Genomic DNA, 23,791 nt, shown 5'->3' with positions numbered 1-23,791 from the left:
ATAGATTGTGATAGATAATGATAAGGAATTTTTTTATTTTGTCTCACTATCTAGAGTATACTTTGTAATGAGATATGATTTGCTGAATTTTTAATTGCTGTGTATAATATATATTATGTAAACTAGAATAAAAAGTCATTATAACCTCCAATTCTATTCTTTAGTTTTATAAAAAATTGCTGAAATTTTTAATCCACTATTTCTTTTCAACTATTACCAATTATGCTAATACAACTAAATTATTTTAACGATCATTTGCAGCATCAATGCACTTATAATAACCACCAAAAGAGTTTTTGCTGCTTTTTGAGAAACTTTAGGCAATACGAGTAATCCAATCTGTGATCCAATAATAGAACCAACTGCCATACAAATGGCATAATACCAATTAATAAAACCGTTCTGATAATAAATAATAAATCCTCCTGTACAGCTGCCAAGAATAATAACTCTTGTCATTTGCACAGCTTTTATATAGGTGAAATTACTTTTTAAATAAAATAAAATACTAAATGTGGCGGATCCTGGTCCAAATCCCCCATCATATGCTGCAATAAGGAAAGGGATGTATAATCTTTTCTTTGTTGTTTTTTGTTGTTTTTGCTTTTTATCTTGTTGTATAGTAGCAGTCCATTGTTTATTTTTTATTGTTACTATTAAGGCAAAACAAAGTAATGCAAACGCAATGATATTCATCGTTTCTTCCTGTATATTTGTAGTTACTAGTGCTCCCCCTATTCCACCTAAAACAGCGATTAGGATAGTAATTAATAGAAAGTGGACACTTAGCTGTTTGTTTCTTATTAAATAGAAAACACTAGAAAGTGCCGCAATTCCTGAGGAAAACTTATTAGTAGCAATACTTGTTTGAATGGGAATACCTGTTAACATCATACCAGGAACGGTAATTAAGCCACCCCCTCCTGCTAATGTTCCAATAAAGGAAGCTCCTAGACCAATTAACATTAATGTAAATAGTTGATAATTCCCCTCTCTTCTTCCTAAATATGCTGTCGCTAGTCCGATTGATACTAGCATGATTAGAATAATACAGAAAAAGATTTTTTGTCGTGTTATTTGTTTCTGTTGTAGTTTGCTTTCTTCTTTGATCATCGGTAAGTTCATGATTATAGACTCCTTTTTACCATTTCTAATAAAAAGGTTATATAATTATAATAGATAAGTCTAATATATATTTCTTAAGGATGTATAAATATTATTTATAGGAGTGAAGATTAGTGAACCTTCATGCTCTTCGTATATTTATCACTGTTGCCTCTGCAAAAAGTGTTACAGATGCAGCAAGAGTTCTTTCTATTAGTCAGCCTGCTGTAACTATGCAAATCCGAAATTTAGAAAAAGAAACAGGATTGACATTAATTGAGTCTGCGGGAAGAGGAATTAAATTAACAAAGGAAGGAGAATTTTTATATAAGCAAGGGGAACGTTTATTTGATTTAGAAAGAGATATTGAGGGGAAAATAAACCAACTGAAAGCTGGAATACTAGATAATATCAAAATAGCATCCACATATTTACCGGCTAATTTTTTATTACCTTCTCTATTAGCAAAATTGAAAATAGATAATCCTTTACTCCATATAGAGTTATATAGTGGTAACTCAAACGAAGCGATTGAGAAATTACTCCGCTATAAAGTAGATTTAGCTCTTGTTGTAAAAGAACGGTGGGAGCAACCAGAATTGCATCTCACACACATAATGGATGTTGATTTTTGGTTCATCGTTCCGCGAAAGCATAAATTTTCTGGCAAAGAAATTTCATTTTCACAGTTGGTTCAAGAGCCATTTTTAGTAAGAGAAAACGGAAGCTCAACAAGAGACATGTTATATTCTTTGTGTAAAATTCATGGTGTGAATCACCCTCCTGTTGGATTGCAATTTCACGGCTTAAACGAATCTATTCATTCAGTTATTGCTGGTTATGGAGTCATGTTAGCTCCTTCTCTTGCAGTTAAGGAACATGTGCTTCGTAAGGAAGTAGGTGTGGTTAAGGTGAAAGGAGTTGAAATTAAACGGCCAATATTCCTTTGTAGACGCAATGAAAACGTAGAGCTTTCCCCTCTCGTTAATCAATTACTGTATGCACTAAACAATATGGATTATACGAACTAAAATTGGCATTTTTAGATGTTTGATGAGGTTAAGTATTTTAGCTTTTGCTTGAATACTTTTTGATTTCCAAGGAACGAGTGGTGAGATTCCTCTTTTTAATCTCATCATTGGAATCTCACCAGCTCTGCTAATTCCTTAGGAATCTAGATAGAAATATATATCATTAATAAATAGAAAATTAGTGGTTATTCGATATTTTAATCCTTATTTATCCCCCCTCTCTATTCATGTCTTATTAGTTTGCGGTTCTACTTTCTCAAAGTGATAAATCAATGTTTTGTAATCTTCCTTCACACGTGGAATGGTCACTCCTGCATAGTTAAGCTCACTGCCTGAATATAGTCTTCCGGTTGCTAAATCCTTATAGATTGCAAGATCTTCCAGATAATAAACAGGGAGATAGTTAACTGGCACAGCAGGCCGTGCTATCCCGTTAAAATAAACAATTATCGCTTCTTTTTCATTTTTAAACATCCAAGCACTTTCGAAATATTCTCCTGGCGCTTTCAATCGATAAAATTTTCCGAACTGAAAAAGCTTTCTCTGCTGTTTATAAAAAGAAATTTGGTTTTCTATTTCTCGTAGTTCCTCTTCCGCTGCTTCTGTTAAATCTAACTCGTATCCAAGATTGCCACTCATTGCAACCCTTCCCCTTGTTTCAAGTGAAGTGATCCTTCCCACCTGATGGTTAGGCACGCTAGAAACATGTGCTCCCATCATAATCGGAGGAAAAAGTAAACTATATCCATATTGAATTTTTGTCCTGCATAACGCATCTGTATTATCGCTTGTCCAAGTCTGGGCCATATAATGCATCATTCCAGGGTCAAATCTGCCCCCTCCGCTTGAGCAATTTTCAAATAGTACATTCGGAAATTGCTTTACTAATGTATCGAGGATTCGATATAAACCTAGTATATATCGATGACTAATCTCCCCCTGCTGATCTTTAGGAAAAGCGGTACTGCCAATATCGGTTAAATGTCGGTTCATATCCCATTTAATATAATCGATTTTGCCTGTTATTAAATATTTCGATAATACATTTATTAAAAACTCTTGTACTTCTGGATTAGATAAATCTAGGACTAACTGTCTTCTTCCTTCTATGGGCTTATATCCATGGGTATGGATAACCCAATCAGGGTGCGCTTTAAATAGCTCACTATTTGGGGAAATCATTTCTGGTTCGAACCATAAACCAAACTTCATTCCTTTATTTTTCACCGTCTCGGCTAAACCAGCTATCCCGTTTGGCAGTTTATCTTTATTCTCCATCCAATCACCAAGGGAAGAAGTATCGTCATTTCGTTTTCCAAACCAGCCATCATCTAATACAAACATTTCTATGCCTATTTGTGCTGCAGCCTCCGCTAATTTCTCACTTTTTTCTTCTGAGATATCAAAATAATTAGCTTCCCACGTATTTAATACAATTGGCCGCTCTTGATTTCGAAATGACTTAGGGCAAAGATACTGTTGATAAAGTGTATGGAAAGTATGACTCATCTCATTTAACCCATGATTAGAATAAACCATCACAGCTTCTGGGGTATCAAAGCTGCCCCCAGGTGAAAGCTTCCATGAAAAACCTTCCGTATTTATGCCAAGTTGTACACGTGCTGAACCATATTGTTCTACTTCGACTTGTGCTTGGAAATTCCCGCTATAAATGAGATGAAATGCACGTACTTCTCCGCTGAATTCATCTGTATTTGGATTTAAAAGTGCTAAAAACGGTTGATGCTGTGGACTGCTTACACCACGAGTACTTTCTATTTTTTGAATTCCATTTTGCAATTTCCTTCTACTTATGTTTGCTTCATTTGTATGAGATCCGTAAAGAGTTAATAAATCAAAAGTAGCTGCCGCGATATCTACTTGAAGACTTCCGGCATTATCAAGGAATACATCTTGTTGCCCGTGATTAAGAAAAGCCACATGTCTTGTTATAACCGGCAGTTGTTCATAAAGATGATAGTAAAGCTTCATTTCCAGCTGCTGAATATCATCATATAAAGTAATAATTAATGTCGTAACAGTAGTATCCTCTCCTTCTAATGTAGGTAAACCTTTCAGTGGCTGTTTCCCGGATAGGATATCAAATTTCTTAAAAATAAAATCAGTGCGTGTTTGATTGGTATGCGAACGTATTGTATAATTCGCGATTCGATGATCACCGCTTTGTTGTGTACTTGTTTCCAGAGGTAGTGCGTTTAAGCTAAACACTCTCTCTTCAGGAAACGGATTAGTGGCAAAGCCGCGATCTATCATTTGAAGCTGAGTGCTTCCATTAAAACTTTCTAGTCTTCTTCCCCAATATCGATGGCAGACATATTTATCTTTTTCTATGGAGAGGACATAACTTATTTGCTTGTTTTGTAAATGAAGTGTCTTTCCATCCTTTTCAAGAAATATAGGCAATGAAGTACCTCCTTGCATACGTTTTTCTATCTATACCAGTCTATTTCACTCATTAAATATTAAGGATCGAACATTATTTGCTTTCTGATTGTATTAAGGTTAAAGCTTTATCTCCTACCTTAATATCTGAATCCTTAATACTATTAATCTCTAAATATTCAAAAGAATTTGTGACAATCATCATCACGGTAGAATCAAACCCTGCTTCTTTGATTTTCGCCATATCAAATTCTCCTAGCAAGTCTCCTTTTTTCAACTTTTGACCTTGCTTTATATAGGTTTTAAACCCATCCCCTGCCATTTTTACTGTATCTATCCCGATATGCAGAAGAATTTCTGCACCTTTCTCTGATTGAATTCCATATGCATGGTTAGAATCACTAGTAACTGTCACAACTCCATCGATTGGAGCATAAATTTTTCCTAAACGCGGAATAATGGCAATTCCTTTTCCCATTGTACCAGAAGCGAAAACAGGATCATTTACACTCCTTAAATCAACCGCTTTCCCCTCAACTGGTGCCGTAATCTCTTCACTAAATGCTCTTTTTCTATTAATCGTAGTATCTGTTTCAGATGTTTCAGTACCTTGAGAATTAGAAGATGGAACATTCAATTTTTTTCGTCCATAAAGCATTGTAGCTGCAAAAGCGAGCACAAAACTAATAACAACTCCAATCATAAACATGGGAATTGCTTTTGGGCTGATAGCGATAAAGCCAATTATTCCTGCAGGACCTAAAGATACATTACGCACTCCAGTGAATCCCATAAATGCTGCTCCTATACCTGCTGCAACAAGGCCGATAAAGAATGGGAATTTAAGTTTTAAATTAACCCCAAATAATGCTGGCTCTGTTATTCCTAACATTGCTGAGAAAGAAGCTGAGGACGCTAATCCCTTTTGCTTTTGGTTTTTTGATAAGAAGAAGATCGCTAAACATGCTGCTCCTTGTGCTACGTTAGCAGCTGATGCGATTGGAAATAGAAAGCTTCCTCCTGTTTTTGCAATATCCGCTAGCAATTGTGTCTCTATTGCTGGGAAGGATTGATGCAATCCTGTTAATACAACTGCAGAATATCCCAATCCAAATAAACCATAACCAACTCCACCAAGTGTATTAATTAACCAGAGTAATCCATCTGTTAATTGATTGGAAACACCGCGTAATAATGGCCCAACAAATGCAAATGTGACAAAACCAGTAATAATTACGGAAAACAATGGTGTGAATGTAAAATCAACTGCATTGTTTAAATGCTTATGGAAGAACTTTTCAAGTGTTGCCAAAATCCAAGCTACTCCAATCACGGGTAATACTTGGCCTTGATAGCCGGCTTGAGCGATATGTAAGCCGAATACATCCCAATGTGGCATCTGCCCTGTAGCAACAGCTTCTGCTACCCCATAGCCATTTACCAGTTCAGGCATAACAAGCATCATCCCTGCTGCTGCTCCCAGATAAGGATTTCCGCCAAAACGTTTTGTTGCAGAAAAACCAATTAAAATTGGTAAGAAGGCAAATGGTGCAGAGGCCATTAAGTTGACGATTTCTGCAAAACCTTTAATACCGGGGACCATTTCAACAATAGATTTTGGCCCGAATAAACCTTCTCCTGTTAAGACATTATTTAAGGCCATTAGCAGCCCGCCTGCAACTAAAGCTGGAATTAGCGGAACGAAGATATCGGATAAGAGCTTTACTAATTTCATGACAGGATTCGTTTCCTTTTGTGCCGTTACTTCTTTTAAATCAGCTTTTGTTGCTTCACCAACACCAGTGATGCTGATTAATTCTTTATACACTTCATTTACGTCACCAGGACCAACGATAATTTGGAATTGACCATTCGCTTCAAATGTTCCTTTTAAATCTGGATCATCATCTAAAGCTGTTTGGTCAATCTTTTTTGTTTCTTTTACAACAAGTCTTAATCTAGTTGCACAGTGTGTAGCAGCAATTAAGTTATCTTCACCCAACGCTTTGGCTACACGTTCAGCTACTTCTCTGTGTTTCATGTGAATTCCCCTTTCTATTAAATCGCTTTCAAAACCTTTTGCACGATTAATTTAACATCGTTTTTATTTTATGTCAAACGTTTATCATAAAAATTTATTTGATTTAAATAATTATAATAAATGTAGTTAAATTAAACAGGAAAACGTTTGACATATTTTTGAGAACGTTTTAAAATGCCCTTAAGTACACTTATGAACTACAATGAAGGAGTTTTAATTACATGACAGATATTGTTAACAATTGGACACGAGATCTTAGATATAAACCCTATTCAGAATGGGACATTGACTATAAGAACGCTTTAAGTAAATCAGTGGAAAACTCCAAGTGGCGTACTGGGTATCATATTGAGCCCAAAACCGGTTTGTTAAATGATCCAAATGGCTTCTCATTCTTTAATGGGAAATGGCAGCTCTTTTTTCAGTACTATCCTTTCGGAGCTGTACATGGTTTAAAAAGCTGGTATCACTTAGAAAGCAAGGATTTAATACACTGGGAAGAAAATGGGATTGCCCTACAATCTGACAATAATTATGATTCACATGGGGTTTATTCAGGTTCAGCTTATCCCATTGATGAAGACAAGCTCTTCCTTTTTTATACTGGAAATGTTAGGGACAAAGATTGGAATCGATACAGCTTCCAAAATGGGGCTTTTATGTATAAAGACGGAACCATTCATAAATTTCCTAAACCATTGATTAACCAGCCAAATGAAACAACAGATCATTTTAGAGATCCGCAAATTTTTTGTTATCAAGATCAATTGTATATGATTATTGGTGCTCAAAAACAATCAGATAAAAAAGGGGCTATCTTTCTCTACAAAGCATTAGAAAATGATATTAAAAATTGGACATTGGTTAGCGAATTAGCATTTTCTGATCAAGAACTTGGCTTTATGATTGAATGTCCGAATCTTATTTTTATTGAGGAGGTACCTGTTCTCTTATTCTGTCCACAAGGAATATCTAAAAGAATTCAATCATATGAAAATATTTATCCGAATATGTATACCGTTGGAGAAGCGTTTGACCCGGTTAAGGCGGCAATCACTAAGACAACAAATTTGCAAAATCTAGATGAAGGCTTCGATGTCTATGCAACACAAGCATTTAATGCTCCTGATGGCAGGGCCCTTGCGATTAGTTGGATTGGATTACCGGAAATTAATTATCCGACAGATAAAGAAGGTTATCAAGGTTTATTAAGTTTAGTGAAGGAACTTACATTACAGGATGGGAAGCTAAAACAATATCCAGTTAAAGAAACAATTAAATTGCGTGAAATAGAGAATTCATTTTATGAGTCATTTGACGCGAAGACCAATCGATTTGAACTTGAAGTAAGCGTACCCGCAAATGAAATTGTGAAAATATTGCTCTTTTCAAATGTAGATAAAACCCGTTATTTAGCCTTTACACTCGATTCGGTAAATGGTAAAGTTTCTGTAGACAGAGAATATGCTGGCCAACGTTTTGCGCAAGAATATGGTTTCCAGCGAGAAGCATATGTTTCGAAGAATACAGAAATTAAAGTAAATATATTTGCTGATACCTCCGTTTTTGAGTGCTTTGTAAATGAAGGAGAACGAGTTATTACAGGGCGTGTTTTTCCAGATGAATCACAAACATTTATTTACCTGCATTCTAAACGTAATCTCAGCGGTACAATATGGAGACTAAATAATCAGAAGAGGTAAATTAAAATGGTTGCAAAATTAACCGATGTAGCCAAATTAGCTGGGGTGAGTCCTACGACGGTCAGCCGTGTTATTAATAAAAAAGGCTATCTATCAGAAAAAACAATTGCTAAGGTTCATGAAGCAATGAGAGAGCTTCATTACCAACCAAATAATCTTGCTCGCAGTTTGCAGGGGAAGTCCACAAAGCTAGTTGGATTAATTTTTCCTGCTTTGAATAATGTCTTCTATGCAGAATTGATTGATCATTTAGAACGAGAACTTTTCCGTGCGGGGTATAAAACAATCCAATGTAATAGCGAACATAATTCGGATAAAGAACGGGAGTACATTCAAATGCTCCAAGCAAATCAAGTAGAAGGAATCATTGCAGGTGCACATAATTTAAACCATGATGATTACACGAATATCAAGGCCCCTATTATAAGCTTTGACCGTTTCCTTGCACCTAATATTCCCATTGTAAGCAGTGATAACTATCAGGGCGGTGTTTTAGCGACACGCTCCTTGCTCAACCATGGTATCCAAAAAATAATCATGTTGACTGGAAGCAATGATGTTAAATCACCAACCTATTTACGGACAAAGGGCTATATAGATGAAATGAACAATGCTGGTTTACAACCAAGAATATTTTCCATAAACGGAAGTTTTACTCCCTTGAGAAAATCGGTGGAGATAGCTAAAATTCTTAAAACAGAGCAGCCAGAGGGAATCTTTTGTTCAGATGATATGAAAGCACTTTTAGTTATAAATGAAGCGGAAAAACTTGGTTTAACATCACCACAAGATTTTAAACTAGTCGGATATGATGGAACTTCCTTTATAGAGGATTATTTCCCTAAACTAACTACGGTGAAGCAGCCTCTCGGAGAATTGGCTAAGCTTTGTGTAGAGCTTCTTATTCAAAAAATAGACGGAGTAAATGATCAGGAAGACCGTTATGAAATCCCCGTAAAACTAATTAGCGGGCAAACAAGTTGATTTTCGCCTTGTTTGCCCGTTTGTTTTCTCATGTTTATGAATGTCTTGCTAAAACAAGTATTTATTTCTTAATTAAAAGCCCTCATTAATTAAGTCAGCTATTACTCCTGAAGCAGCTTTGCTTCCCTGGCTTGCAGCGTTTATCAACTGTGGTGGTGTTAATAGAGTATTATCTCCACTTGCGTATACTCCTTCTATATTTGTCCGCCCAAGAGCATCGGTTTCCACTCCACCCATCTTATTTAATATACATCCAAGTGATTCAGCAAAGGGAACGGCTTGTTGAAGTTCGGCTGTGACAAAACCACCTTCTCTATCGATCTCTTCCCCATTTTTAAAGATAATCTTTTGCAATTGTCCGTTATCGCCTTGCAGTCTGTCTATCTCATGTGCGATTACTTTAATATTTTTGTTATTTAGCGTGTCAAGTTGCTCATTCGTAAGTATCTTCTTGCCGTTTGTACAAACGATAATGTTTCTACTCCAATTAAAAAGCAATTTGGTTAAATGAAAAGTATGATCATTTTCTGCCAATACTGCTAAAGCTCGATCTTTAAGTTCCCAACCATCACAAAAAGGACAACTAAATATGCTTTTTCCATAAAAATGATGCAAGCCAGCAATATCGGGCAGAATATCAATCAGTCCAGTAGATAATATAATTTTCTTTGCCTGATAAGATTCATTTTGATCGGTAAAAATGGTGAAGTGTTTATTTACCTTTTTAATGTCTGTTACTCGCTGGCTTTTAAAGGATACATCGGGATATTTTTTTAATTCTTCTTTCCCAATTTGTTTAAATTGGGAAGGCTTAATACCGTCTCTTGTTATGAAGCCATGTGATTCTTGGGTAACGGAATTTCGAGGTTTATCGTCGTCGAATACGATCGTCTTCATTCGTGCTCTTCCAAGAACAAGTGAGGCATTTAAACCGGCGGGTCCTCCACCTATAACAATACAATCTAACAATGCTTATTCCTCCTTTTAATAACATATATTAAAGACTCTTAATATCCGTAATTAGACTAAAAATAAAGATGAGTTATCACCTTTATTTTTTACTTAGCATTATGTTCAATTTGATTAGCAATATCGCGTATATATTTTTGGCTTAAATGTTCACGCATCTTTGTTTCAGCCTCTAACATGACATTTTCAATTAAGCACTCGCCATTTTTTCTATTATCATGCTCTAATGAACAGCTAAACAAAGATGTGTTTCCCTCAATAGCCGTAATTACATCTAAAAAGGAAATTTCCTCGGCACGTTTTATAATACGATAACCACCATTAACACCTGGTGTTGATTCAATTAAGCCAGCTTTAACAAGTTTAGTTAAGATTTTCGATAGATATGTTGGAGATAAATCTTGGATTTTAGCTAATTGATCTACCCCTACAGCTTTCCCTTGTGATGCAAGTGTCAAATATACCATAGTGTGTAATGCATAATTCGTTGCTCTTGAATACTTCATAATACTACCTCTTTACGGATATATTAAAGATCTTTAATGTCTATAATTGATTATATAGAAAGAGAGAGAAGAAAACAAGTTTTAAAGGGAATTTCCTTTTATTAAGGAGAACTCCCTTCCTATTTACTGGTATGCCTCTATCCCTAGTAATTCATCGAGACCGACTATTTCAAAGTCTCTTTCCTGAATAGTTTCAATTATTTTTGGTAATGCCTTTGCAGTTTCTGTTTTTTCTGAATCTGAATGCATTAAAATAATATCGCCGTTTCGCAAATGATTGGTGACATTTCTAATAATATTCTCTGCCTCCATTTGTGACCAATCAAGTGTATCGATGGACCAAATGATAATAGAATATCCTTTTAGTTCGGCGTTTTTCATTAGCGTTTCATTTGTTTCTCCATATGGTGGGCGAATCATTGCAGGTTCTTTTCCAATTATCGATTGAAGAGTATTGCCTGCCCGTGTTATTTCCTCTAATTGTTGGTTCTTATCTAAACCAGATAAGTCAACATGATGATAGCTATGGCTCAAAACTAAATTCCCGTTTTTATAAGCATTTCTTACAACTTGCGGATGTTTTTCTGCTTCACTGCCGATAAAGAAAAAATTCCCTTTCACTTTATATTGCTGTAATATTTCAATGATTTTTGGGGTAATGATATCATCAGGACCATCATCAAAGGTTAAAGAAACTTTCTTTTCATTCCGCCCATTGATGTATACATTCGCATTATTATCTTGGAATTTCACAATCTCCCTCCTCCAGTTTTGCATCGTTTCCCATTGTTTATTGGTAAGTTGATTAGATTCGCCTTGGATAGTTAAGGCATATTTCTCTTGTATCCCTCTAACTTTGTGATAGATAGATAAATGGTCTATTCTGTTGGTTTTATTTAAAATTATAAACTTAAGCTGAACATCTTCACTAAGGTTATAGACAATTATTTGTTCACCGTTCCCTACTCTAATTTCTGCTGGTTCCCCTATTTTCTTTTTTAAATCCGATAGAGATAATCTATTTAATCGCTTTTTATTGGAACGAATATCATAAATATCGCCTTTTGCAGTATATCCAAATACGGTATCCTTATCCTTATAGATGGCATAGTACCCTTCTCCTACTTGATCTGTTTGATCCGGCTCCCCCCATTGGCTAATTACTTGTTCGATGGTACTTGTAAAGATATTAAAGGAACTTGTATCCGTCATGCCTCTATTTGCTGCTTCTACTAGAACAGTTATATAGTCAGCAGTTTGCTGCCTATTCTTTTGTTCTGGATTTATATGACTCTGCTTAAGATTTTCTGATTCTTTTTGTAACGGAGCACTACAGGCTACGATGAAAACACATTGTGATAGTGCGACCAAAAAAAGCAAAAGCTTTCTCTTCAGCTTCGTTCACTTCCTTTCTGCTTTCCTACTATTTAATGTAAAGGTTCGTGTATTCGTTTGCAATAATTAATAATTAATAGTAGTGATTCTCCCTTATTCTCATCTGATTTTAATAAATCTTCTTTATAATGATGACTTTCTGATTTTTACCAAAAAAGTAGGTGTTTAAAAAATGAATATGGAAACCTTATTACAGTTAAATACGATCTTTATCAGTATTATCATTGAGGCATTGCCCTTAATTCTAATTGGGGTTCTGATTTCGGGTATTATCGAAATTTTTGTCTCAGAGGAACTTATTGCAAAAATGATGCCGAAAAATCCAATCCTGGCCATTTTATTTGCTTCTTTAGTTGGAAGCATTATTCCTGCATGCGAATGTGGAATTATTCCTATTACAAGGCGGTTAATTTTAAAAGGTGTACCGGTTCCTGCCAGTATCGCCTTTATGCTTACCGGACCAATTATTAACCCAGTAGTTATGTTCTCGACGTATATTGCTTTCGGGAATAGCTGGAGAATGGTAATTCTTCGTTCTGTATTGGCGCTTGTTTGTTCTATTCTTATTGGACTTGCTCTGCATAAATCAGTAAAGCAATCGCCGCTGAAAAGTCATGTGATTGAACACGTGCACATTCACTCTTTTAAAGACCGAATCGAAGCTATGTTCAAGCATTCGATCGATGAATTTTTCTCTGTTGGAAAATACTTAGTTATTGGCTCGTTTATTGCTGCAGCAGTACAAACTTTAGTTAAGACTTCTACCCTTGTTTCAATAGGAAACGGTCAGGCTTCCTCTCATCTTGTTATGATGGGACTTGCGTACATATTAAGTCTTTGTTCCCAAGCAGATGCATTTGTTGCAGCGAGCTTTAGAAACAGCTTTTCTGAAGGATCTATTCTTGCTTTCCTTGTGTTTGGTCCTATGTTGGATATCAAAAATACATTGATGATGCTAAGCACATTTAAAGCTAAGTTTGTCATTCTATTAACTGGTCTAATTACAGTTTGCGTGTTTCTCGTAACAATTTTTCTATAAAGAGGTGAAAAAAACATGTTTCGAATATTCGTGTTAATAGGCTTAACTTATTTATTTCTACATTTACATGCAACTGGCGATATATCTAAATATATTAATATGAAATATGCTTATATTTCAGAGTCTGCTATCTATATATTTGTACTCTTTACAATTATATGTGTCTATAACTATGTAAAAAAGGATAAACATACACATGATGCATCGTGTAATCATTGTGGACATGATCATTCCCATGAAGAAAATAGCTGGTGGAAACGTGGATTTACGATTATAACATTGCTTATTCCTATTCTTACTGGTTTAATACTTCCAGTGGCTACCCTTGATTCGAATATTGTGGAGAAAAAGGGACTCTATTTCCCTGCATATGATGAAGGAGATGAATATAGTCAGCATCAATTCCTGCAGCCAAATACGAGTAGCTATTATGGCAAAGAAGGCTATGCAGAAGTGATGGATAAGGGCTTAGATAAAATAAAGAATCTCCCTGAAATTAAATTAGGGGAAGATAATTTTTTAAATGATTTGGAAACAATCTATAATTATCCAGGTCAATTTATGGATAGAAAAATTACGTTGACAGGATTTACTTACAAGGAAGAGGATTTAACCAATAATCAGCTGTTCCTGCTGCGCTTTGGGATTATCCATTGTATTGCTGATGCTGGTGTTTTTGGAATGCTTCTTGATATTCCGGATGAATTGAAAAGAGAGAATGATCAATGGCTCCAAGTAACAGGTAAGCTTGAAACAGTGTACTATCAACCATTTAAGAAAACCATTCCGATTCTTAAAGTTACAGATTGGAAGTCCATTAATCAGCCAGATGACCCTTATGTATATAGACAGTATTAAAAAAAGGAGAGAATGTTTGCTTATATGCAGCACTTCTCTCCTTTTTTTTATATATATTTTTCCATGCGAATATCATCCCACATTCTATCTTGATAATAAGTGAAGAATTTATTTTTGCCAATTTCTTGATATCCAAGCTTTTTATATAATTTATGTGCGTTTTTATTAAATTCAAATACGCCTAACTCAATCCTGTTAAACCCTTGTTTTTTGATCTGCTCTTCTAGATAGATTAATGATGTTGATCCGACACCTTTTCCTCTTGCAACTTCTTCGCCAATTGTAATAGCGATCCAAGCGGTCCCTTGTTCTTTCCTATATAGATGAATGGGATCAATCGTATAATTCATTTCTCCAACAAGAATATCATCTAAATAAATAGCATACATGTGGTAATTGGTTAATCGTTTTGTTATTTCCTCTTTTGTAACAAGTACGTAGTTTTCTAAATCCTCTTTATTTCTGCAAGGATGAATGAACGGGATAAGTCTTGGGTCATTTTCCCACTTATTTAAACAAGAAATTAATTGATCAGTTGGATTATCTATTTTTTTAAAGGAAATGTTCATATTTGGTTCCCTCGCCTTTGTTTATTCTTTTCTTATTATAAGCGAAGATTAAGCAAGTTTGTTTAAAAATATTTAAAATGAATGGAAGGTTTGTCTTTTTAATGACTAGCATGTTTACCGTTCTAAATTATTTCTTTTATCCATATTAATTTTAATATCCGAAAAAACTTCCTTTAAAGGAGTGTTATTGAATGATTACTGTCCATTATTTTGAAAATAGTACCAATGTATTGACCCAATTACGGCAAGACATACCGAATATTGATCTACCTGTAAAAATAAAAGGACGAAAAGGCAAAGTCCTATCCGTGAATCAATTAAAAGAAGAGGTATATCAAGTAAATGTGGAATTTGAAAAGGTGGTAAAAAAAGCCGTACTTGCAGTAGATAATAAAAAAAGAAAGCGTTAGATATTGTATAGGAGATATCATTTGTATGATGTCTTCTTTTTTATAATTTCGGTAACATTTTTTATAAAATACATAATTCGCAAGGGATAGACAAACGCTATTTAATAAATAGTTTTAAAGGGGAGTAGAAAATGCTAAGTAATAAAGTTAGTCGCGTAGCTTTAATTGGCGCTGGATTTGTTGGATCTAGCTATGCCTTTGCTTTAATGAATCAAGGAATTGTAGATGAATTATTATTAATTGATCTAAATAAGGACAAAGCATTTGGCGATGTGATGGATTTGAATCATGGCAAGGTATTTGCCCCTAATCCAATTAGTATTAAATATGGGGAATATAAAGATTGTGCTGAAATGGATTTAGTTGTCATATGTGCAGGAGCCAATCAAAAACCAGGAGAAACCCGTCTTGATTTAGTGGAAAAGAATTTAAAAATCTTTAAATCCATTGTCGAACAAGTAATGGCAAGTGGATTTCATGGAATATTTTTAGTTGCTACAAACCCAGTAGATATTCTAACCTATGCTACTTGGCGCTATAGTGGTTTGCCGAAAAATCAAGTCATTGGCTCTGGTACGATACTGGATACCGCAAGATTTCGCTATTTACTAGGAGATTATTTTAAAGTTGCTCCTACTAGCGTTCATGCCTATATTATTGGAGAACATGGGGACAGTGAACTTCCTGTCTACAGTGCGGCAGATGTTGCTGGTATTCCAGTTTATAAGTTAATGAAAAGAGCTGCTCATTATAAAATGGAAGATTTAGATAATATTTTTGTGAATGTTCGGGATGCGGCTTACAAGATCATTGAAGGAAAAGGTGCAACCTATTATGGGATTGCGATGGGACTTGTACGGATAACAAAAGCAATTTTAAGTAATGAAAATAGTGTATTAACGGTTTCTGCCTATTTGGATGGCCAATATGGGGAAAAGGATGTCTATATTGGTGTTCCCGCCGTTATAAATAGAGAGGGAATACGAGAAGTTATCGAGTTGGAATTAGCTTTAGATGAACAAGAAAAATTTCAGCAAAGTGCTGCTATTTTAAAAGATATTCTTAAGCCTCACTTTACCTAACACTCTAAGCCTTCTGTTTGCTGAAATGAAGAGATATTTCAATCCAAAAATAGCCCACACCCAAATTCTCTAATTTACATACTTTATAAAGTAAGTAAATTAGGAAAGGTGTGACAGAATGGATTGGAAGAAATACCTTCTTATAGCAGCTGCTACTTTCTTGATTCTTTTTTCTGGAATTGTTACTGTTTTGCTTTTTCAAACAAATAAAGTGGAAGCAGATAAAGAGCAAGGCAATTCACTCAATTCCGAGAGTAATGCCACAACAGAAAGCGCTCCAGGCAATATTAATATTTCAGTAACAAATAACATCCAGAATATAGTTGGTGGCGAATCTAAAGCAACAATTGAAAATAAGGTGAAAAATGACTTAGAAGATAAGGATGCTGCTATTGACAATAGCATTGATAATAAAACAGAAAAAGAAGCATCTGTCACTATTAATAATACTATTGAAAACTTGTTAAAAGGTCAGATAAATGGTACGACAAATAATAATATTACGAATAATATTCTCTCTAGTAACAAAGCAGAGCTAGCGAATAATATATTGAATGATTTAGATTTAAATGTGGATGTTAATGTCTCCAATGAAGTTAATACCAATGGAAAGAAAGAATCATCCAATAATGAAAATGGGGATACAAACAATAACGAGAATAATAAAGAAGATAATGGTAAGAAAGAAAACGACGGGAACGAATCAAACGGAAATAAGGACAACAAGGAAGAAACATCCTATTTATGGGGAATTGATTCTGCTAGTGAAACAACAGAGGATTTTCTTGCTTGTGTAAGAGATAACTTTGGAGATCCTAAAGTGATTGCGCGCTATCTAGGAACAAATGAAGGTGTTTCTCATGGCTTAACGGCAGATCAAGTCGATTTAATTCATTCCAATGAAGCGGATATCTTACTCATATATAATGGGTTTACAGACGCAACAGGATATGATAATGGTGTAAGTGAAGCAAAGAAGGCAATTGAGTTGGCTAAGGAGCTTGAAGCTCCAGATGGTGTCGCCATTTTTGCGGACATAGAACCCAATTATCCTGTGGATGCCGCCTTTATAGAAGGATGGTATGCCGAAGTTAGTAAATCTACCTATGAGCCTGCTATTTATGGTATTTTTGATAAAGATGAAGCGTTAACTGCTTCCTTTAATCAAGCTGTAAAAAACAAAGCGGAAATAAAAGATAATACATTTCTATGGTCTGCCTCTCCTAATATTGGGATAACTACAGAAGAAGATGCCCCCGAATTTAAAGTGGATGCACCGGAAGAGTCGCTTGCATATGGATGGCAATATGGTATTAATGATGAAACATGTAATATAGATACTAATCTATTTGACAGCAACCTGACAGATGTATTGTGGAAACATTAAAAAATGGACATCTTACTAACGAATAATTCGGAAAGTAAGATGTTCGTTTTTTAAATCTAGAAATTTGGAAATCACATAATAATTTTTCGAAGTCGCGTTATAGGAAGTTATAAGTGTCTGCCTCTCCATCCGCCATTGATTTCAAGTCGAAATCGCATGAAATCAGAGATAAGTCTGGCAGTCTTCCCTTCTTGATTTCGTTCTCTAGATTTTGATTGGACACAATGAAGTAATTTTTCGTCACAATAGCGACAAGAACCATATGTCTCTACACATTGATCATGCCTTTGGCAACAGGAGTCAACATAATTGATAGGTGCACCAGGACCACTGCAGCCGGGACCGCAATATCGATAACCGCCAGGCAGACATAGTTTAATCGTTTTCCTTCTTTTCTTTTGCATTCTCTGATTCTCCCTTCTATATAGATTATGAAGCTTGTAAAAAATAGCTTGGGAAATCAATCTAAAAAAAGAAAACTTCCATATGAAAAATTGTTTCATAAACAATAAAAGCTTGTCCAAAGGAATACTTCGGACAAGCTTTTATAAGTTAGCTTCGTTTTTTGAAGATAGTGGAAATAATTTCGTCGGTTGACATATCGCTTTTAATTTTAAACGATCCCAGCCTTAAGTATTCTGCTACGCCTTTTTTATCTACTTTTTGCGAGAATTGCAAGGCGGTTTCTTTAATGATTTTTTCATCATGTAAAATGCTTCCTACATCATAACTAGTCATACCACTTGAAACTGTAACAGTAACTGTTTTAACTTCCTCTTTTTTCTTATCTTCTTCTTTTTTGTCATCTTTCTTTTCTTCAGAAGTATTAGATTCAGATGCTTGTTTCTTTACATCATCTTCTTTTTTCTTTGCTTCTTCAGAAGTTTGTACAACATAACCACTGCTTGTTAAGATATCTTTCATTTCTTCAACAGTTGGCGTATTTGCTGCATCACTTGCTACTTTATCTACTTTTTGGACATTATTGTTTGTTTCAGCATTCGCTGTATCATCCTTCGTAGAAAAATAGACAATGCCGCTAACAGAAGTTGCTAAAAGAACTCCCGCTGCGAAACTTGTAATTATTGATGGCTTCATTGTAAAACACTTCTCCTTTCCTCTTTTCCAGTTAAGTAAGGAGCTAACATTTCTTCTACTTCAGCTTGAGTAAGCTTTTTTTGAGCTGCAATTGTTTCAACTGAATACTTACGTCTATGCAAGTCAAGCACTTCTCGTAAAACCATTCGGTCTTTAGAAGCTAGCTGAACGCCTGTTTGTTTTTCTAATATTTCTATGTCCAACTCAAGATGGCGTATTTGTTTTTGCAACTGTGCTATTTCTTCCATCACAGAAAGGTGAATTACATCTATTTCACGTTGCTCTGATTTTGACGTTTGTTTTGCTTTAATTACGGAAGTAATGAGCAAAATGGCTGCTGCAATAAACAATATGGCTAGTGTCCATTCCATTTTAAAGATCCTCCCTCTTTCAGAATCTAGTTTCCTAAGTATCTATTATACATTCTTTTTCATTATTTTTCGATGATATTCTACAAAATCCTTCAATAGTTAGATGAGTTGGGATAATTTTGCAACTTTTATTATATGAAAATAGTTGCAAACAGCCGTGTTGTCAATTGATTTTTCCAAGAATAATCGAAATTAATTAAGGATAGTTTTAATGTTGAGTCCTTATACCTATGAAGAAAAAGATTCAAAGACATTGCCTTTGAATTCAATTTTTTATTGTTTAGTAATTTGATAGCCGTTTTTTCCTGATTTTTTCATTTGATACATAATTTTATCAGCGTTTTGCATTAATGTTTCGATATCCCTCCCATGATATGGATAGATACTGATACCGATACTGCAAGAAATAGAATAAAGTTTATTGTCCATTCGAAGAGGATGATTAAAAATAGCAAGTAATCTCTTAGCGTAATTTTCTAATTCATGTTCTGTATTCATATCCTTAATGATAAGAATAAATTCATCTCCACCCAAACGACATAAAAAATCAGTTTCTCTTATTGAACCTTTCATTCTCGCTGCAAGGAGTTTTAATGCTCGATCACCGTATTTGTGCCCTAATGAATCATTTATTTGTTTAAAGTCATCAATGTCTATAAATAGTAAAGCAAATGAATGGCTTTCATTCTGGAATTCTATTAATTCAGACATGGTTTTATGAGTAACCTAATATCTCCTCAACAATTGAATTGGAATACGTAAATTGCCAATGTTCGTTTAATTGCCATATCCAGTCACTTACATGTTCAACAAGTATACGAAAAAAATCAAGAGATGGCGTATCATTTACATTCATGGTTATGTCCCCTACCAAAAATAATTATAGGCAAATAGGTATTTTCTGTATTTTCTTTTTTAAAATTATTATATCATTGTCAGTCTATTATTAAAAGATTTCCTCTTTTTCAAGAGAAGTATGGACTATTTCATTTTGTTTTTTGCCAAATATACAATTCTATTATAAATAGAAAAAAGTTTTCTAAAAATGTGGTACATGCTCTCCTTATTGAATACGTTAATTATAGACGTTTATATTAGGAGGATCTTTATGGATAGTATTTTATATTATATTGCCTTGGGTTTGTCTTTAGCAGCGCCGATAGGACCAGTGAATGCTGCTGTTATAAACAGAGGGCTTAGATATGGATTTCATCATGCGTGGGTTCTGTCGTTAGGTTCTCTCCTAGGTGATGTATTTTTTATCATTCTCGTATACTTTGGCGTAGCAAAATTGGCTAATATCCCAATTGTTCAAACTTTTCTTTGGTTGTTCGGTGCATTTGTCCTCATATATACAGGGATAGAAGGTATCATGACTAAAACTAGCACTATATCAAGGAGTGGTAAAGACAATAATTCTATGTTTCGGTCATTTGTTACTGGATTACTGATGAGTATTATGAATCCGCTATCGATTATCTTCTGGCTAGGAATATATGGATCTATTTTAGCCTCTACTATACATAATTTTAGTACAAGTACGGTACTTCTATACACGGGATGCATGTTATTTGGCGTAGCGATTTGGGATATTACCGTATCTGTACTGGCTAGTTTTTTCCGAAATGTCGTATCTGAACAGCTAATCACTATTGTTAGTAGAATTTCTGGACTTATTCTTATTCTATTTGGAGGATATTTTGGGATTCGGGGAATTCAGTTCTTTTTATAATTGCAGCTGTTTCTTTTATTCTCCAGCAGAATCAATTCCTTTACTATATAGAGAAAAGTTGTCTAAATAATAGACTATTTGAAATGAAAAGTGACTATTAGAAATGTCTCCTAACATTATATAAGGCAATTTTAGGATCATTTCTAATAGTGCACTACTTAAAGAGCTTTCGATTGAACCAAACCTTCTAATTGCTCTTGGATATTTTCTGTAACCATTCCTCCATGAAAGCAAACTATTTGTTTAATCGGATAAGCTAAAAGCTTTTTTAGGGATTGAATCGCAAGCTCCATATTTGGTGTGTTTACTGGATCTGGATGCTGTAATCGGCCATCTTCAGCAAGTAAGGCATCTCCAGCAACTAAAGTACCGGATCTTTTATGAAACAGGCTGATATGTCCTGGCGTATGTCCAGGTGTATGAATAATCTCTATACCTCCATCTATGTCTAATAGTTGGTTATCATGTAGAGAAGCAGTAACTTTTGCCTTTGGTGGATGGAGATAAATAAATTTAAATGGATCAGGAAGTGATTCCCATTCTTTTTCGCTAAAATTATCAGGATTTGCTTTTAATAAAGGTATATCCCCTTCAATAAAAGGTATATCTCCTTCATGTGCGTAAATTGTTAAATACTGCGTACAAGCGGTTAATATCTCTGGTAAGCTACCTATATGATCAATGTCTTGGTGTGTTAACAAAATTCCCGTTAAGTCCTCCAAGGATTTATTTGCTTTAGCCATCACTACATTTATATCTTCCATAAACCCAGGCATTCCTGTATCGATTAATAAGGTTTGTTTTTCATCCCATATAAGGGTTGGGTGAATGACAAAGGAATTTTTTTCAATCGTCAAGATCTCTATTCCTTTTAATTCTGCCATAATATTGTTCCCCATCTCTGATAGTTTTTTTATAAGTATAGCGTTTTCGTTTTAATTAGTAAAATATAAATTTGTAAGTATGGGGATGATGTTTAGATTTGAAATAGGCGAAGAAGTAAATAGGTTAAAAATCGAAGCGGCTCGGCGCTCGCTCCATGGTAAAAGAAGTGTTTTCAGTTTGCAGACGATTCCTCCAAACTCCTTTCTTAAAATAAAGAAAACCCAAACGATTACCGAAAATCCTCTTAGTATTCTCCGTATAATCGTTCGAGTTTATCTTGGTTGGAAAACTTAGTCCCAGCCGCTTTTTTTTCTTATTTCATTAATTTACAAATATTATTCGTAAATTCGACAGGATCTTCAATAGACAGACCTTCAATCAATAGGGCTTGATTATATAAAAGGTTTGTATAAAGAGCCACTTTATCTTTGTCCTTTTCATAAGCCTCTTTTAATGATTGGAAAATTTCATGATTTTTATTAATTTCTAACACTTTGTCTGCTTTGATATTTTGATTGTCCGGCATCATACTTAACACTTTTTCCATTTCAATCGAAACTTCCCCTTCTGCAGTTAAGCATACAGGATGTGATTTTAAGCGGGTAGACACTTTTACGTTTTTGACTTTGCCAGAGAGAATCTCCTTCATGTAATCAAACAACGCTTTGTTCTCTTCCGTTACTTCTTTTTCCTCTTTTTCTTCCTCTTGATCAAGTCCTAAATCTCCACTTGATACAGATTTAAATTCCTTCTCTTTATATGCTGCAATCATTTTTATCGCAAATTCATCAATATCATCTGTTAAATAAAGAATTTCAAAGCCTTTATCTGCTACTAATTCTGTTTGTGGAAGTTTTTCGATACGATCAATCGAGTCACCAGCTGCATAATAAATGAATTTTTGATCTTCTGGCATTCTTTCTACATATTCATCTAATGATACTAGTTTTTTCTCTTTAGATGAATAGAATAAGAGAAGATCCTGTAACATTTCTTTATTCATCCCGAAATCATTGTAGACTCCGAATTTGATTTGTCTTCCAAAGGAGTTATAGAAGGATTCATACTTTTCTCTTTCATCCTTTAAAAGGCTGAGGAGCTGGCTCTTAATTTTCTTTGTTAAGTTCTTTTCAATCCGTTTTAATTGACGATCATGCTGCAGCATTTCTCTTGAAATGTTAAGGGATAAATCTTCAGAATCAACCATCCCTTTGACAAAACTAAAGTAATCTGGCAGCAAGTCCGCGCATTTCTCCATAATTAAGACACCATTTGAATAGAGCTCTAGGCCTTTTTCATACTCTTTAGAATAATAATCAAACGGTGTTTTTTCAGGAATGTAAAGTATTGCATTATAACGAATTGCTCCGTCTACACTAACATGAATATGCTTCAATGGCTTATCATAGCCATAACGTTTTTCTTCATAGAAATTTTGATAGTCTTCTTCTGTTAACTCATTTTTATTCTTTTTCCAAATGGGAACCATACTGTTAATGACTTGTTCTTCGCTAACTTCTTCATACTCATTTTCTGTGCCTTCTTTTAGCTTACTTGTCGTTACATCCATTTTAATTGGGTAACGGATAAAGTCAGAGTATTTTTTAATAATCGATTTTAAACGATATTCTTCTAAAAATTCATCATACTGCTCTTCTTCTGCATTTTCTTTAATTGTAAGGATAATATCGGTACCGATTGTTGATTTCTCCGTTTCTTCAATGGTATAACCATCAGCACCTTTTGACATCCATTTATAAGCTGTATCACTATTCAGTGATTTAGTAATAACGGTTACTTCATCTGCGACCATAAACGCTGCATAGAAACCTACACCGAATTGCCCAATAATATCATGGCCATCCTTCGCTTCATTTTCCATTTTGAAAGCAAGGGAACCACTTTTAGCAATTGTACCTAAATTTGCTTCTAATTCTTCCTTTGTCATTCCAATACCAGTATCAGAAATGGTTAACGTACGGTTTTCTTTATTAGCAGTAATTTTAATAAAATAATTATCTTTTTCAAAATTAATAGAGTCATCTGTTAAAGCTTTATAATAAATTTTATCAATTGCATCACTAGCATTTGAAATTAACTCACGTAAGAATACTTCCCGCTGCGAATAGATGGAGTTGATCATCATTTCTAATAAACGTTTGGATTCCGCTTTAAATTCTTTCGTTTCGATCAATTTTCCTGCACCCTTTCTTCTTTATCTTAT

At 34.6% G+C, this 23,791-nt stretch carries 22 protein-coding genes; 9 read left to right on the top strand and 13 right to left on the bottom strand.

Annotation, left to right across the window (positions count from 1 at the left end):
• Positions 1-234 precede the first annotated feature (234 nt).
• The gene (locus NSQ92_RS10865; RefSeq protein WP_163186846.1) at positions 235-1,125 is read right to left on the bottom strand and encodes a TSUP family transporter; all 891 of its coding nucleotides are present in this window, start codon (positions 1,123-1,125) and stop codon (positions 235-237) included.
• A gap of 113 nt (positions 1,126-1,238) precedes the next feature.
• Here NSQ92_RS10865 and NSQ92_RS10860 point away from each other — a divergent pair, with 113 nt between their 5' ends.
• Positions 1,239-2,135, top strand: coding sequence for a LysR family transcriptional regulator (locus tag NSQ92_RS10860; protein ID WP_341152779.1), 897 nt, complete (start codon positions 1,239-1,241; stop codon positions 2,133-2,135).
• Positions 2,136-2,360: 225 nt separating this feature from the next.
• Here the strand turns inward: NSQ92_RS10860 and NSQ92_RS10855 are convergent, their stop codons facing one another.
• Entirely contained in the window at positions 2,361-4,559 is a 2,199-nt protein-coding gene (locus NSQ92_RS10855) for an alpha-galactosidase (RefSeq protein ID WP_341152778.1), read from the bottom strand.
• 73 nt (positions 4,560-4,632) lie between these two features.
• Positions 4,633-6,579 carry a sucrose-specific PTS transporter subunit IIBC gene (locus NSQ92_RS10850; protein ID WP_341152777.1) on the bottom strand — a complete coding sequence of 649 codons (1,947 nt, stop codon included), beginning with the start codon at positions 6,577-6,579 and terminating at the stop codon, positions 4,633-4,635.
• Positions 6,580-6,800: 221 nt separating this feature from the next.
• Here NSQ92_RS10850 and NSQ92_RS10845 point away from each other — a divergent pair, with 221 nt between their 5' ends.
• Positions 6,801-8,282 (top strand): sucrose-6-phosphate hydrolase, encoded by a 1,482-nt coding sequence (locus NSQ92_RS10845; protein WP_061796158.1) that lies wholly within the window; start codon positions 6,801-6,803, stop codon positions 8,280-8,282.
• Between the two features lie 6 nt (positions 8,283-8,288).
• Complete coding sequence (locus tag NSQ92_RS10840) at positions 8,289-9,266, top strand: LacI family DNA-binding transcriptional regulator (protein WP_047940663.1); 978 nt, start codon at positions 8,289-8,291, stop codon at positions 9,264-9,266.
• A 72-nt stretch (positions 9,267-9,338) separates the two neighbouring features.
• On the opposite strand, the gene NSQ92_RS10835 is transcribed toward NSQ92_RS10840, so the two are convergent.
• The 3 genes from NSQ92_RS10835 to NSQ92_RS10825 all read right to left on the bottom strand — a co-directional run bounded on the left by NSQ92_RS10835 (position 9,339) and on the right by NSQ92_RS10825 (position 12,121).
• Positions 9,339-10,235: an NAD(P)/FAD-dependent oxidoreductase gene (locus tag NSQ92_RS10835; protein WP_047940664.1), complete on the bottom strand. Its 897-nt coding sequence runs from the start codon at positions 10,233-10,235 to the stop codon at positions 9,339-9,341.
• Positions 10,236-10,324: 89 nt separating this feature from the next.
• Positions 10,325-10,741: an RrF2 family transcriptional regulator gene (locus tag NSQ92_RS10830; protein WP_341132557.1), complete on the bottom strand. Its 417-nt coding sequence runs from the start codon at positions 10,739-10,741 to the stop codon at positions 10,325-10,327.
• Positions 10,742-10,864: 123 nt separating this feature from the next.
• Positions 10,865-12,121 carry a polysaccharide deacetylase family protein gene (locus tag NSQ92_RS10825; RefSeq protein WP_341152776.1) on the bottom strand — a complete coding sequence of 419 codons (1,257 nt, stop codon included), beginning with the start codon at positions 12,119-12,121 and terminating at the stop codon, positions 10,865-10,867.
• A 187-nt stretch (positions 12,122-12,308) separates the two neighbouring features.
• On the opposite strand from NSQ92_RS10825, the gene NSQ92_RS10820 reads away from it, so the two are divergent.
• Together NSQ92_RS10820 and NSQ92_RS10815 are read left to right on the top strand one after the other, a co-directional pair.
• On the top strand, positions 12,309-13,175 hold the full coding sequence (locus tag NSQ92_RS10820; RefSeq protein ID WP_341152775.1) for a permease: 867 nt from the start codon (positions 12,309-12,311) through the stop codon (positions 13,173-13,175).
• A 15-nt stretch (positions 13,176-13,190) separates the two neighbouring features.
• Positions 13,191-14,033, top strand: coding sequence for a TIGR03943 family putative permease subunit (locus tag NSQ92_RS10815; protein WP_341152774.1), 843 nt, complete (start codon positions 13,191-13,193; stop codon positions 14,031-14,033).
• A gap of 47 nt (positions 14,034-14,080) precedes the next feature.
• On the opposite strand, the gene NSQ92_RS10810 is transcribed toward NSQ92_RS10815, so the two are convergent.
• The gene (locus tag NSQ92_RS10810) at positions 14,081-14,602 is read right to left on the bottom strand and encodes a GNAT family N-acetyltransferase (RefSeq protein WP_047940668.1); all 522 of its coding nucleotides are present in this window, start codon (positions 14,600-14,602) and stop codon (positions 14,081-14,083) included.
• Positions 14,603-14,793: 191 nt separating this feature from the next.
• On the opposite strand from NSQ92_RS10810, the gene NSQ92_RS10805 reads away from it, so the two are divergent.
• The 3 genes from NSQ92_RS10805 (at position 14,794) to NSQ92_RS10795 (ending at position 17,481) form a co-directional block, all read left to right on the top strand.
• On the top strand, positions 14,794-15,012 hold the full coding sequence (locus NSQ92_RS10805) for a hypothetical protein (protein ID WP_341132555.1): 219 nt from the start codon (positions 14,794-14,796) through the stop codon (positions 15,010-15,012).
• Between the two features lie 131 nt (positions 15,013-15,143).
• Positions 15,144-16,094 carry an L-lactate dehydrogenase gene (locus tag NSQ92_RS10800; RefSeq protein ID WP_047940670.1) on the top strand — a complete coding sequence of 317 codons (951 nt, stop codon included), beginning with the start codon at positions 15,144-15,146 and terminating at the stop codon, positions 16,092-16,094.
• 118 nt (positions 16,095-16,212) lie between these two features.
• Complete coding sequence (locus NSQ92_RS10795) at positions 16,213-17,481, top strand: glycoside hydrolase domain-containing protein (protein ID WP_341132554.1); 1,269 nt, start codon at positions 16,213-16,215, stop codon at positions 17,479-17,481.
• 107 nt (positions 17,482-17,588) lie between these two features.
• Here the strand turns inward: NSQ92_RS10795 and NSQ92_RS10790 are convergent, their stop codons facing one another.
• From NSQ92_RS10790 to NSQ92_RS10775, 4 genes are all read right to left on the bottom strand, one after another.
• Positions 17,589-17,885 carry a Parvovirus coat protein VP1-like protein gene (locus NSQ92_RS10790; RefSeq protein ID WP_095320116.1) on the bottom strand — a complete coding sequence of 99 codons (297 nt, stop codon included), beginning with the start codon at positions 17,883-17,885 and terminating at the stop codon, positions 17,589-17,591.
• 148 nt (positions 17,886-18,033) lie between these two features.
• On the bottom strand, positions 18,034-18,579 hold the full coding sequence (locus NSQ92_RS10785; RefSeq protein WP_047940672.1) for a hypothetical protein: 546 nt from the start codon (positions 18,577-18,579) through the stop codon (positions 18,034-18,036).
• Positions 18,576-18,950: a hypothetical protein gene (locus NSQ92_RS10780; protein ID WP_047940673.1), complete on the bottom strand. Its 375-nt coding sequence runs from the start codon at positions 18,948-18,950 to the stop codon at positions 18,576-18,578. Before NSQ92_RS10780 ends, NSQ92_RS10785 begins: the two co-directional genes overlap by 4 nt.
• 273 nt (positions 18,951-19,223) lie before the next feature.
• Positions 19,224-19,661, bottom strand: coding sequence for a diguanylate cyclase domain-containing protein (locus NSQ92_RS10775; RefSeq protein WP_053215580.1), 438 nt, complete (start codon positions 19,659-19,661; stop codon positions 19,224-19,226).
• 397 nt (positions 19,662-20,058) lie between these two features.
• On the opposite strand from NSQ92_RS10775, the gene NSQ92_RS10770 reads away from it, so the two are divergent.
• On the top strand, positions 20,059-20,682 hold the full coding sequence (locus NSQ92_RS10770; RefSeq protein ID WP_047940676.1) for a LysE family translocator: 624 nt from the start codon (positions 20,059-20,061) through the stop codon (positions 20,680-20,682).
• A gap of 158 nt (positions 20,683-20,840) precedes the next feature.
• On the opposite strand, the gene NSQ92_RS10765 is transcribed toward NSQ92_RS10770, so the two are convergent.
• Both NSQ92_RS10765 and htpG read right to left on the bottom strand, forming a co-directional pair.
• Positions 20,841-21,566, bottom strand: coding sequence for an MBL fold metallo-hydrolase (locus NSQ92_RS10765; protein WP_047940677.1), 726 nt, complete (start codon positions 21,564-21,566; stop codon positions 20,841-20,843).
• 314 nt (positions 21,567-21,880) lie between these two features.
• A complete protein-coding gene (gene htpG / locus NSQ92_RS10760) occupies positions 21,881-23,758 on the bottom strand; it encodes a molecular chaperone HtpG (protein ID WP_082138447.1) in 1,878 nt (625 codons plus the stop codon).
• Between the last annotated feature and the right edge of the window lie 33 nt (positions 23,759-23,791).

Source organism: Niallia sp. FSL M8-0099, from assembly GCF_038006945.1.
Lineage (GTDB): Bacteria > Bacillota > Bacilli > Bacillales > Cytobacillaceae > Niallia > Niallia circulans.
Note: the sequence above shows the minus strand (reverse complement) of the source record. Positions and strands in the feature narration are given on the sequence as shown.